This is a genomic window from Streptomyces sp. 3330 (assembly GCF_031456635.1).
GTDB lineage: Bacteria > Actinomycetota > Actinomycetes > Streptomycetales > Streptomycetaceae > Streptomyces.
The window spans coordinates 209,289-222,039 of the sequence record NZ_JAVDVA010000016.1; the positions used below are offsets into that span (position 1 = coordinate 209,289).

7 protein-coding genes and 1 pseudogene are annotated in these 12,751 nt (G+C 72.7%); 3 read left to right on the forward strand and 5 right to left on the reverse strand.

The features are described from left to right. Positions 1 to 340: 340 nt before the first annotated feature. Together J2X68_RS25905 and J2X68_RS25910 are read left to right on the forward strand one after the other, a co-directional pair. A pseudogene (locus J2X68_RS25905) lies at positions 341 to 901 on the forward strand (PP2C family protein-serine/threonine phosphatase); the annotation flags it as partial. Between the two features lie 195 nt (positions 902 to 1,096). Continuing rightward, complete coding sequence (locus J2X68_RS25910; RefSeq protein ID WP_310434977.1) at positions 1,097 to 3,151, forward strand: PA14 domain-containing protein; 2,055 nt, start codon at positions 1,097 to 1,099, stop codon at positions 3,149 to 3,151. Between the two features lie 312 nt (positions 3,152 to 3,463). Here J2X68_RS25910 and gdhA read toward each other — a convergent pair whose 3' ends face one another. After that, the gene (gene gdhA, locus J2X68_RS25915) at positions 3,464 to 4,810 is read right to left on the reverse strand and encodes an NADP-specific glutamate dehydrogenase (RefSeq protein WP_310434978.1); all 1,347 of its coding nucleotides are present in this window, start codon (positions 4,808 to 4,810) and stop codon (positions 3,464 to 3,466) included. Between the two features lie 297 nt (positions 4,811 to 5,107). On the opposite strand from gdhA, the gene J2X68_RS25920 reads away from it, so the two are divergent. After that, entirely contained in the window at positions 5,108 to 6,751 is a 1,644-nt protein-coding gene (locus J2X68_RS25920) for a GMC oxidoreductase (protein ID WP_310434979.1), read from the forward strand. Between the two features lie 104 nt (positions 6,752 to 6,855). On the opposite strand, the gene J2X68_RS25925 is transcribed toward J2X68_RS25920, so the two are convergent. The 4 genes from J2X68_RS25925 to J2X68_RS25940 form a co-directional block, all read right to left on the reverse strand. Continuing rightward, positions 6,856 to 7,335 (reverse strand): carboxymuconolactone decarboxylase family protein, encoded by a 480-nt coding sequence (locus J2X68_RS25925; RefSeq protein ID WP_310434980.1) that lies wholly within the window; start codon positions 7,333 to 7,335, stop codon positions 6,856 to 6,858. Between the two features lie 85 nt (positions 7,336 to 7,420). Beyond that, positions 7,421 to 8,494 (reverse strand): dihydrodipicolinate reductase, encoded by a 1,074-nt coding sequence (locus J2X68_RS25930; protein WP_310434981.1) that lies wholly within the window; start codon positions 8,492 to 8,494, stop codon positions 7,421 to 7,423. Positions 8,495 to 8,856: 362 nt separating this feature from the next. After that, a complete protein-coding gene (locus J2X68_RS25935) occupies positions 8,857 to 9,450 on the reverse strand; it encodes an RICIN domain-containing protein (protein ID WP_310434982.1) in 594 nt (197 codons plus the stop codon). A gap of 84 nt (positions 9,451 to 9,534) precedes the next feature. Then, complete coding sequence (locus J2X68_RS25940; RefSeq protein ID WP_310434983.1) at positions 9,535 to 12,210, reverse strand: LuxR C-terminal-related transcriptional regulator; 2,676 nt, start codon at positions 12,208 to 12,210, stop codon at positions 9,535 to 9,537. Positions 12,211 to 12,751: the final 541 nt, after the last annotated feature.

The following is a 12,751-nucleotide window of genomic DNA, read 5'->3' on the forward strand; positions in this document are numbered from 1 at the left end:
CAATGCCGCACGACCCTCCCGTGGGTCGTTCGTGCCGTCGTCCCGCACTCCACGGGCCATGACGGTCGAGCCGCGGATCACCGGGAACGGGTAGGGACGGTGGCCATGGTCAGCCGGGCCGGTCGGGTGAGGCCACAGGCATGCCGCCGGCGGACGGGGCGACGCCGGCGTCCGGGCCACCGGGCCGCGACCGGAGGGACGCGTGCCCCTCGCCGACGACTGCGACCGGCCGTTCGCGCTGGCACGATGGTTCCATGCGGTGTACGCCCAGCGTCTGTGGCGAGGCGGTTCTCGTGCACGGCATCCGGAGGGCGGGACCCACCGGGCCGACGGCTCGTGCGCTGCCGTCATCGGCAACGTCGTCGGCCACGACCTGCACTCAGCGGCCGCCATGGCACAGACCCGCAGCATGCTCCGCGCCCTGTTCTACGACCACCTCGCCCCGCCGAGCGCCGTCCCGCACCGGCTCGACCGCATTCTCGGCGCCATCACCGACCTGCCCGTCACCACCGCCTGTCTCGCCCGCATCGAACCCGCCCGAGAAGGCTGGACCCTGCACTGGAGCAGCGCGGGCCATCTCCCGCCCCTGCTGATCACCCCCGACCGGCGGACACGCTGCCTCCACGCCGAACCAGGCCTGCCGCTCGCCATGAGCCCCGACGAGGCACGCCCCGACCACACGCATCCCCTGTCCCCGGGCGCCACCGCCGTCTTCTTCACCGACGGCCTCATCGAGCACCCGGCGTACACCATCGACGACGGCCTGGCGGCGCTCGCCGGACTCGCCACAGCCCACGCCCACCTTCCCCTGCAGGACTTCGTGGACGCTCTGGCCGACCACCACCCGAGCGACGGCCACGACGACATGGCCGTCCTCGCCCTCCGCACGCCTGACGCGTGACGCTTCTCGGCGCCTGCGCTCGGCGCTCGGCGGACAGTGAGCAGCTACGCGCGTCCCCCGCCGACCGCCACGGCCGACACGTGAGCGGCGTCCTCGGGAAAAAGGTGAGAGGTCAGGGCAACCCTGTCCCCGCCTCATCAGTCACACACGCTGCACCTGACTCTCATAGGTCCGGAAAGGGCCCCACCCTCTGTGATGACTCGTACCCGGCTGACCGCGCTCGCCGCGACGGCAGCCCTCGCCGCCACCGGCAGCATGATCACCGCCGCCCCGGCCTCCGCGGCCGTCACCTGCACCTCCCCCGTGTGGAAGGCGCAGTACTTCGGCAACACCACCTTCGCCGGCACGCCGAAGCTGACGGCCTGCGACGCGGCCATCAGCGAGAACTACGGGTACGGCGACCCGGCCGGCGTCACGCTGCCCAAGGACAACTTCTCCGTCCGCTGGTCCCTCACCCGGGACTTCGGTTCCGGCGGCCCCTTCCGGCTCTCCGCCGCCACGCAGGACGGCATGCGCGTGTACGTCGACGGCGTGCGGAAGATCGACCTGTGGAAGAACGTCTCCACGACCGCCCGCAAGACCGTCGACGTGACCGTCCCGGCCGGCAAGCACACGCTCCGCGTGGACTACGTCGCCTGGACCGGCCTCGCCACCGCCGGGTTCACGTACACCCCGCGCACGGAGGCCGCCGTCGACACGGTCAAGCCGCTCGCCCCGACCGGTCTGACCGCCGCGTACAACCGGGACACCACGAAGACGACGCTGCGCTGGGCCGCGAACAAGGAGATGGACCTCGCCGGTTACCGCGTCTACCGCCGGCTGGGCGCCGCCGCCTGGGCGAGGGTCAGCGGTGCGTCGCTGCTCGCCTCCCCGTCGTTCGTCGACGCGACGCCCGCCACCGGCCAGACGTTCCTGTACGAGGTCCGCGCCGTCGACAAGGCCGGCCGCGAGTCCGCGGGCAGCACCGACGCCACGGCCGTGACCGTGGACCGCACGGGACCCGCGGCGCCGACCGGTCTCACGGTCACCGGCGACGCCTGGTGGTCGGTCCTGGCCTGGCAGCAGGTCGCCGACGCCGCCCGGTACGAGGTGTACGCCGCCTCCGCGCCCACCGGTCCGTTCGAGCTGCTGGGCACGACGGACACGACGTCGTACCGCACCTACTCCCCCGTGAACACCGTCCAGTACTACCGGGTCCGCGCCCTCGACGCGCTCGGCAACCCGTCGGCGTACGCCACCGTCACCGGCGACGGCGTCGACCGGACGCCGCCGAAGGCCCCGACCTCCCTCGACTCCCTCGTCCGCGTCGACTACACCAACGTCTACTGGAAGCAGCCCGACGGCTTCTACGAGGACTACGACAACGGCGGCGGCTACCGGGTCTACCGCTCGACCGGCAAGACCCTCGACCCGTCCGCGCTCACCCGCGTGACCTGCGTCGAGGAGGAGAGCGACGAGACCAGCACCGGCGGGGTCTGCCATGACCTGGACATGCCCGAGGGCACGTACGTGACGTACGCGGTGACGGCGGTGGACCCGGCCGGCAACGAGTCCGCGCTGTCCGCCCCGCTCGTCGTCCGCACCGGCGACCGCGTCGCGCCCGGTCCGGTCACGGGCGTGCACGCCACGCCGCGCGCCGACGGCGTGCTGATGAGCTGGTCGGCGTCGACCGAGGACGACGTCGAGCGCTACGTGGCCTGGACCGGCACCCGACAGGCCGACGGCACGGTGAAGTGGCTCAGCTCGACCTCCTGCCGGGAGGGCACGAGCGACCCGCTCGCCGTCCTGTGCGGCGACCTGCCGGACGGGGAGACGTACGTGTACGCGGTCGTCGCCAAGGACCGCTGGGGCAACGCGCTGCACCCGAGCGACCCGGGCGTGACGGTCGTCGAGGCCACGGAGCTGGACGTCCGGCCGACCGTGACCGTCACCCGGGACTGGGACCTCGGCGGCGTGGGCCACGGAACCGTGATCGGCGGACCCGACGAGGACGGGCCCTCCATCAGCTGGCGCTGCGACCGGACGGAGGAGTGCGACACCGTCGCGGGCTACCGGGTCAGCCGCTGGAACGCGGCCACGAAGGCGTACGAGCCGCTGCACGCCGACCTGTTGCCGACGGACGCCCGTGCCTACACGGACACCACGGCCGCGCGGGGGACCACGCACTTCTACACGCTGGAGGCGGTGCGCGCGGACGGCAGTGTCGCGGGCACGTACGTGTGGAGCTGTGTCTTCCAGGACCGCGTCTAGCCGGTCGGGGGCGTCGGCCCGGTGACGTGGTCCCGCTCCCCCGGGGCCGTCCGCGCTTCCCGAGCGACTCGTTCGGGGGCGGGGGCGGCCCCGCTCGCGGATTCATCCGGGTCCGGCCGCCGGCCGGTCGGTCCGGACGGGCCTCCTGCCGGCCAGGATCCGGTTCAGCTCCAGGACACCCGTGCGGCAGCAGGCGGGCCCGACACCTGGTCGGGCCCGATCGGGCGGGTGTGCGCGGCTGCGGGCGTCGGGCTGTGACCGCCGGTCAGGGGCGTGGGACAGCCCGACGCACAGCAGGGGCACGGGTCGGCGCTATACGACGCCCTGGGCCGTCATCGCTTCCGCCACCCGCAGGAAGCCCGCGATGTTGGCGCCCAGGACGTAGTCGTCGGGCGTGCCTCCGTACATCTCGGCGGTGGTGCGGCACTGGGCGTGGACGCCGCGCATGACGGCCGCCAGCCGGGTCTCGGTCTGCTCGAAGGTCCACACGTCGCGAGAGGCGTTCTGCTGCATCTCCAGCGCGGAGGTGGCCACGCCGCCCGCGTTGGCGGCCTTGCCGGGACCGAACAGGACGCCCGCCTCGCGGAAGATCTCGATCGCCTCCGGGGTGCACGGCATGTTGGCGCCCTCGGCGACGGCGAGGACGCCGTTCTTCACCAGCACCCCCGCTTCCTGTCCGCCCAGTTCGTTCTGCGTGGCGCACGGCAGCGCGACATCGCAGGGCACCTCGAAGACCGAGCCCCGGTCGGAGAACCGCGCCGCGGGCTTGCCCTCCGCGTAGGTCGACAGACGTGCCCGGCGTACCTCCTTGACCGACTTCAGCAGCTCCAGATCGATGCCGTCCGCGTCGACCAGGTAGCCGGAGGAGTCGGAGCAGGCCACCACGGTCCCGCCCAGCGCGTGCACCTTCTCGATCGCGTAGACCGCCACGTTCCCCGAGCCGGAGACCACGACCTTCCGGCCGTCGAGACCGTGTCCGCGGGTGGCCAGCATCTCCTGCGCGAAGTACACGGCACCGTAGCCGGTGGCCTCGGTCCTGGCCTGCGAGCCGCCCCAGGAGACGCCCTTGCCGGTGAGGACTCCCGCCTCGAAGCGGTTGGTGATGCGCTTGTACTGGCCGAAGAGGTAGCCGATCTCGCGCCCGCCCACCCCGATGTCCCCGGCGGGGACGTCGGTGTGCTCGCCCAGGTGACGGTACAGCTCGGTCATGAACGCCTGGCAGAAGCGCATGACCTCGTGGTCGCTGCGGCCCTTGGGGTCGAAGTCCGAGCCGCCCTTGCCGCCGCCGATGGCCAGTCCGGTCAGCGCGTTCTTGAAGATCTGCTCGAAGCCGAGGAACTTCACGATGCCGAGGTTCACGCTCGGATGGAAGCGCAGACCGCCCTTGTAGGGGCCGAGCGCGCTGCTGAACTCCACCCGGAAGCCCCGGTTGACCTGTACCCGCCCCGCGTCGTCCACCCACGGCACCCGGAAGATCAGCTGCCGCTCGGGCTCGCACAGCCGCTCGGGGATCAACGCGTCGACGTACTCCGGATGCGCCCGCAATGCCGGCGCCAGCGTGTGCAGCACCTCTCCCACCGCCTGGTGGAACTCGGTCTCACCGGCGTTGCGCCGGCAGACCTGTGCGTAGACGGCCTCGATGTGAGCACTGGGGTTCATGCGCGCCTGCTCTCCTGTGATCCGCCAGGCACTCACCTCGTCCAGCGTGCCTGGCCGCTGTCCTGTCAACGAATACGGACGGCAGGAGTAGCTGTGTCAGCGAAGAAGGTCACTGATTTCGGCACCGGGACCGTTGCCGACCGGCGGCGGGGCGGGGCCGGGTCCCCCGTCCGGACGTCGGCCGTGCGGGTGATGCCCACTTTATGATCTTTTGAAAGTTACCTCAGGGTATGGCGTGACTTCTCATGGGGGTGCCAGTAGAACCCGTTGCACTCTATGGAGAGTGAGGAGTCACGCATGAACGATGATTCCCTACGTGGGAAGGGCATCAGCGGCGTATCCCGTCGAAGATTCATCACTGGAACCGGTTCTCTTCTCGGGTCGGCCGCGCTCGCCGGCCATGGAGTCCCGGCCCATGCCGCCACCACGGCCGCGACGGCGGTGATCGGATCCGGTGCGCATGTGCCCGTCCTCGTGATCGGCACCGGGTACGGCGGCTCCGTGGCCGCTCTGCGTCTCGCCCAGGCGGGTGTCGACGTCCACATGGTCGAGATGGGCATGGCCTGGAACAGCCCCGGGTCGGACGGCAAGATCTTCGCCAACACCACGAGCCCCGACTACCGTTCGTACTGGCTTCGCACCAGGACGAAGCAACCGCTCAGCAACTTCCTCGGCTTCCCCATCGACAAGGACGTCCCGCGCTACACCGGAGTCCTGGACGCCGAGGAGATGGGCGGCATCATCGTCTACCAGGGCCGTGGCGTCGGCGGCGGCTCCCTGGTCAACGGAGGCATGGCGGTCACCCCCAGGCGGGAGAACTTCGGCGCCGTCCTGCCGTCGGTCGACGCCGACGAGATGTACTCCGTCTACTACCCGCGCGCCAACGCGGGTCTCGGGGTCGGCACGGTGAACCCGACGTGGTTCGAGACCGCGGCCTGCTACCAGTACGCGCGGGTGGGCCGTAAGCACGCCCAGCGCTCGGGCTTCCCGTTCGTCTTCGTGCCCGACGTGTACGACTGGGCCTACATGGAACAGGAGGCGGCCGGAACCGTACCCCGGTCCGCGCTGGCGGGCGAGATCCTCTATGGCAACAACTACGGCAAGAAGTCCCTGCAGAAGACCTATCTCGCCTCGGCGACGGCGACCGGAAGGGTCGCCATCTCACCCCTGCACAAGGTCACTTCGGTCGCGCCGGCGACCGGTGGCGGCTACACGGTCGTCATCGACCAGCTCGACACCGGCGGCAACACCACGGTCACCAAGACCGTCACCGCGGACCGGGTGTTCTTCGCCGCCGGCAGCGTCGGCACCAGCAAGCTCCTGGTCAAGCTCAAGGCCACCGGCGCGTTGCCGGGCCTCAACGGCGAGGTGGGCAAGGGCTGGGGCGACAACGGCAACGTCATGTGCGGCCGCGCCAACCACCTGTGGGACCCCACCGGAGCCCTGCAGTCGTCCATCCCGTGCTCCGGTATCGACAACTGGGCGGCGGGCGGCGCGTTCGCCGAGGTGGCGCCGCTGCCCACCGGCATCGAGACCTACGCCTCGTTCTATCTGTCGATCACCAAGAACCCCCACCGCGCCCGGTTCTCGTGGAACGCGGCGACGGGCAAGGTCGACCTCGACTGGCAGACCGCCTGGAAGCAGCCGTCCATCGACATGGCCAAGACGATCTTCGACAAGATCAACGCCAAGGAAGGGACGATCTACCGCACCGACCTCTTCGGCGCCTACAAGATCTGGGGCGACCACCTCACCTACCACCCCCTCGGCGGAGCGGTGCTCGACAAGGCCACGGACAACTACGGCCGCCTGCACGGACATCCGGGGCTGTACGTGATCGACGGCGCGCTCGTCCCGGGCAACACCAGCGTCAATCCGTTCGTCACCATCACCGCACTCGCCGAACGGAACATCGAAGCGATCATCGCCGCGGACCTGTAGGGGGTCGCCTGAGCGCGTGCTGCCGGCACGGAACCGGACGCGGGGCGGAACGACAGCAGAGCGGACCGGGGCCGCCCTGGCTCGTGGGACGGCCCCGAACCGGCTCAGTGCCCCGGCAGCACGCACATGGCGTCGAGTCCCAGGACCCGGTTGAGCCGCCCGAACGCCAGCCACGAGCCCAGGCTCATGGTCAGCTCCACGATCTCGGGCTGGCTGTAGCGGGCGGTCATGCGGTTCCAGAACTCGTCGTCGAGACCGTGGTGGTCCAGGGCGTACCGCTCCGCGTACTCGGCTGCCAGGCGGGTGCGCTCGTCGAAGGCGTCGGTGGTGCGCCACTCGGCCACCTCGCCGGCGAACGCCTCCTCGACCTTCCGCCCGTCCCGCTCGGTCCGCCAGTCGAGGCAGAAGAGGCAGCCGTTGATCTGCGCGATCCGCAGCCGCGCGGCCTCGAACTCCTCCAGCCCCAGGGTGGTATGGGCGTAGACGGCCAGGGAGAAGTTGGCGGCGGCGGGCCCGATGCCGGGGACCATGTCGCCCCACACGTACTCGATCGGGTGCTTGCCCTCGGGGATGTCGATGTTCATCCGGGACTCCTTCGTGTACGCCCCCGGCCTCGGCGAAGGGAGGCGCGGCTGGGGCTGTCGGCGGGATGCGGAGGGGGAGTCGGCGTCACTTGCCGCCGAGTCGTCCGGCCGCCGGCCGCAGCGGGACGTCGAGCGCGTCGTACAGGCCGGGCCCCGCGTCCACCAGCCAGTCGATCGCGCCGACCAGCCTGCCGACCGCCGTGGCGTTGCCGCCCGCGGACCGGTTCGCGCCCTCGTCGGTCGCCTCGACGGTGATCTCGATGCGCGGGCGGCCCTCGATGATCACGCGGTGGGCCCCGTCGCCGTTGGGCGGCGACGGCCAGTCCGGGGCGCAGGACGGGTGGATCCGGGTGATGTGCTCGATGACGAGTCGGGGTTCCCCCCGCACGAAGCCCTGCACCTCGAACCGCACCGCGCCCTGGGTGCCCGCCTCGAACTCGCCCATGGTCCGGGTGCTCACCGTCGTGTCGAGGGCGCGGCGCCGCAAGGTCTCGCGGATCTCGTCGAGTTCGACACCGAGGGCCCTGGCCATCAGCCGGATCTGCCCGCCCCAGATCATGGTCGGGATCGACGGGGCGAGCATCAGCGGCTCCTGGTCCATCGGCCGGCCCATCCCGACCAGGTTGCGCACCGACTCCTCCTGGTCGTACGTGGAGTAGTCGAAGATCTCCTGGCAGCGGACGGCGTCGACGACCGTGCCCAGGCCGCTCATCAGCAGCGGGAGCACATCGTTGCCCCAGCCCGGGTCGACACCGGACACGAACAGCGACCCGCCGCCGTCCGCGACGGCGGCGAGCACCGGGTCCCGGAACTCGGGCGGGGCGTTGCGCTGGTCGTAGAGCGGGTACAGCGCCGGGGTGACGACCACGGCGCCCGCCCGGATCGCCGCGCAGATGTCGGCCAGGGCCTCGTCGGGCCGGATGTCGCCCGAGGCCGCGTACACCACCGCCCGGGGGCGCGCGGCCAGCACGGCCCCGATGTCGTCGGTCGCCGCGACGCCCAGGCCCCGGTCGAGGCCGCCGAGTTCTCCCGCGTCGCGTCCGACCTTCTCGGGGTTGTGCACGAGGACGGCCGCGAGATCGAGCGCCGGATGCGCCTCGACCGCACGGATCGCCGCCCGGCCGACGTTGCCGGTACCCCAGACCACCGTGGAAATCATGCGCCGGAGCGTAACCTGACGGTCCGTCAGTTTCCATACCCTTGCACCCACCTGCACGGCGTGCGCTCGACGGGGTCTTCTCGCAGTGGCGCACGTGGGCCTGTGGGACGGCGACTTCAGGCAACGGGCCGGTGACCGGCGGACGGGGTGGCTGCCTCGGGTGAGGCGACGTCGAGCGGCGCTCACACCCGCACCGGAGCGCCGAGCCGGCGCGCCCGCACCCGCTGACCTGCGCGACACGGGTCTGCCCGACGGCGGCGGGGCGGCCGGGTGCGACCGCCCCGCCACCGGCCCGCCCGCCGACGTCGGACCTCAGGCATCGGGCATCGGACGTCGGCCGTGCGAGCACCGGACCTCGGACATCAGACGTCCACGATCCGCCACCGCTCCTCGTCCGCGTTCTTCCAGGGCCGGGTGACGACCTGGTAGTCCTGGGAAGGCAGCTCGTAGGCGTCGAGGTACCGGCTGTTGCCGGCCTCCTGGATCGTGTACGTGCCGTTGGTGGACGGCAGGATGATCCAGGCCTGGGTCGGGTCGTTCTCGGCGGTGCGGGTGACGACACGGAAGTCGTCGCCGGACCCCTGATAGGCGTCGAGATAGCGGCCGTTGCTCATCTGCTGGAGCGTCGAGAGGCCGTTGCTCAGGTCGGTCAGCAGCCAGTGCTGGGTGCTGTTGTTCTGGAACGGCCGGGTCACCACCCGGTAGTCGAGACTCTCGGTCTCGTGCGCGTCCAGGAACCGGTTCGTGTCGGCCTGGGTGATGGTGACGACGCGCTGGGCCAGGATCGTCGGCGCGGCGGCGGGCGCGGCCTGGGCGACGACGGTCGACGCCAGCAGGGCGGTGGCCGCCAGTGCCGACGTCAGGGCGGCGCCCCCCAGGACTCTTCGCCCGCGACGGCCCCGGTCCGCGCCGCTCGACTCCTTCGTTCCCGTCTCTTCCGTCCTTGACTCTTCCATCCCCGTGTCTCCTGAAGGTCGTGGCTGTTGTGTCCACGAACGAGCGTGCCGTCCGCGTCGGCGCACGGCATGAGTAGCCGTTACTCAGCCCTGCGGACGCGCGGGGAGCGTCTCCTGTCCCAGCGTCCGGGCCAGCTCGCGGCGGGTCGTGACGCCGAGCTTGGCGTAGGCGCGGTGGAGGTGGTTGTCGACCGTGCGCACCGAGAGGGTGAGGGTGCGGGCGATGTCGACACTGGCGTTGCCGACGGCCGCGAGCAGGGCGACCTCGCGCTCGCGGGCGGTGAGCGGCGCGGCGGCGCGGGCGGTCGTCAGGAGCGGGGTGCGCGCGCCCTCGCAGCGCGCCGCGGCGGTGGCGGACCTGCGCGCGGCGGCCGCGGCCCGGCGGGGCTCACGGCCCCGGTGCCAGGCGGCGGCAGCGGCGGCCGCCGCCTCGGCGGTGAGCAGGTCGGCGCCGACGGCCTCGCACGCGTCGGCCGCCCGCAGCAGCCCCTCGGGGTGGTCGGCGGCGAGCGCCTGCGCCAATCGCGCCCGGGCCGGGAGGAGTTCCCCGTCGCAGGTGCGTGCCAGTTCGGTGAGCCGGGCGGTGACCTGGCGGGCCCCGCCGAGCCGGGCCACGTCGGTCAGCAGCAGCGCCTCTCCGGTGGCATGGCCGGTGGCCCGGGCGGTGCGGGCGCCGGCGACGAGCACCGAGCGGGCCCGGCCCAGTTGCCCTCTGGCTGCCAGCAGCCATGCCTGGCCGAGGCGTTCCTCACCGGCCGACAGCAGGCCCGGCTCGGGCGTGGCCAGCTCACGGTGCTCCGCGAGCGCCGTCTCGGCCGCCTCGAGCTCGCCCTGAACGGCCGCGCAGGCGGCGAGACCGGCCAGGACCAGACGCAGAGCCATGGCGTGGTCGAAGGTGCGGGCCAGCGCCGCGGCCTCGGCCCACCAGCGGCGCGCGGTGGCCGGCCGGCCCGCCAGCCACTCCGTACGGCCCAGCAGGACCGCCAGCCACACCCGCACCACCGAGTCGGCGGCGACGAGTTCGGCGTAGGCGGGCTCGCCCGCCCGGCGGGCCTCGGCCGGGCGGCCCGCCTCGGTGAGGGCGAGGACGAGCGGGATGCGCTGGAACGCGGGGTGGGAGGCCAGGGCGCTCTCGTCGACCCGGCGATGCCCGGCGTGGGCGCGCTCCGCCCAGTCGACGGCCTCGCGGGTGCGGCCCACCAGGGCCAGCCCGGCGGGCTTCATCCAGGCGCCGCGCAGCCAGGCGTCGACGTCGGACGCGTCCCCCACGTCCGTCTCCAGGTCCTCCAGCAGGGTCAGCCCCTGGGCGGGCAGACCGGCCGCGATCCGGATGAAGCCCTCGTTGATCTTGAGTTTGCGGCGGTCCGCGGGATGCGTGATCCTCGCCAGGGCCGCGTCGTTGGCCGCGAGCGCGTCGGCGACGGGGGCGTTGCTCCACAACAGGTTCGTCGTGCGGACCAGGGCGACCGCCAGCGTCTCGTGTTCGCCCTCGGCGAGCCGGTCCGCGTGGGCGAGCACCTTCTCGGCCTCGGTCCAGCGGCCCATCTCGAAGAAGGCGTCGCCGAGCATCGATCGGGTGGCGGTGGTGTGGCGCTCCTCGGGCACCGCCTGCAGGAGCCCCACGGCCCGGGCGTAGTCGTGGGCGTGGCGGGCGAGCACCGCGGCCTGGGTGAGCAGGTCGGGGTCGGCGGTGCCGGTGGCGGCCAGCCGCCAGGTGGCGATCCGCAGCGGGTCGGCGCGGCGGCGGGCGCCGCGTGCCTCGGTGCGGGCCGCCTGTTGCAGCAGCAGGGCCCGCCGGCGCAGCACGGGCAGCCCCGCGCGCAGGACCTCGCCGTACAGGGGATGGGCCAGGGACACCGAGGTGCGCCTGCCGCCCTGGCCGACGCGGATCAGCCCGGCCTCCTCCAGGTCCGACACCGTGTGCGGGGCGGCGACGGCCTCGGCGTCGGCCAGCGGCAGCGGCTCGCACAGCGCCAGCAGCTCCAGCACGGGCCGTCCGGCGAGGTCGGCGGCCGCCAGCCGTGCGCCGATCACTTCGGCCAGCCGCTCGGTGCCGGGCCGTCGGCCTTCGCGCAGCTGCCAGATCTCCCCGTCCTCGGTGAGATCCCCGGCGGCCAGCGCGCCTTCGACCAACTCGCGCAGGTACAGCACGTTGCCGCCGCTGGCCGCCGACAGCTCGTGCACCGTGTGCCGGGCGACGGGTCTGCGGAGCGCGGCCGCCAGGAGTTCGCCGACCCGTGCGGAATCCAGTACGGCGAGGTCGACCCGGCGCACCGAGTCCCCGCCGGTGAGGGCGGCGACGGCATCGCCGTAGGGCTCGCCGGTGCGGACCGTGCCGATCAGGCGGACGGCGTCCGCGTCCATCAGCTGCCGCAACAGGACCGCCGAGGCCGAGTCCAGCCACTGCAGGTCGTCGACGAGCAGCACCCGCTGCCGCCCTCCCCGGCCCTCGGCGAGCCGCGCGGCGACCGCGGCGAAGCCCGCGACCGGGTCACGGAGGTCCACCCCGGCGGGCAGCAGGTGCGCGATCGCACCCAGCGGCACGGCTCCGGCCGCGGCGGTCGCGGTGGCCCGGCCCACCCGGGACCCGCCGGCCGCGGCCCGCTCCAGACACTCCTCGGCAAGCCGTGACTTGCCGACCCCCGCAGCCCCGCACACGAGGAAGCCCCGGCACGCGCGGTCCTTCGACACCTCGGCGAACTCGTCCAGTTCCCGCTCGCGTCCCACCAACGGCCAACGGCCGACCCGATACCGCACCACGGCTCCCCCCGGAACGACATGACACGCGCAACACTCCGTCCAGCGAGCCTAGGAAGCGGGCGCCCGCACGACCACCCGGCGCTCCGTACGGCCACGCGTTCCCGGCCGATCCCCCGCCGTCCCCTCGGCGCCGCGCCGCACGGACAGCTCCGGCAGGGGACGGTACGCGCCCGCAGGATCCGTGCGGGCGCACACCGCGGTCACCCGGGCGGGCGTCAGTCCGCGTACGCCCGGTGCCGGCCCGTGTCCGATCTCGGCAGGGCGGAGCACCGGAAGGACAGGCAGGCAGGCAGGCCAGTGACGTCGGCGTCGGCTGACGGTGGGTCGGCGAGCGGCGGCGAGCGGCGTGCCAGGGGCGGGTCTCGGTGAGGCAGTGGGCAGGCGGGGCGGGCGGCCGTCGGCCGGCGGTGGCCTCCCCGTGGGCCGGGGAGGCCACCGCCAGGACACGCCCTAGCTGTATTGGTCACGAGCGTTGTTGACACGGGCCCGGGCTTGATCATGGTGAAGGCCCCCGTGTGTGGTGGAGGTGTCGAATCTTCAC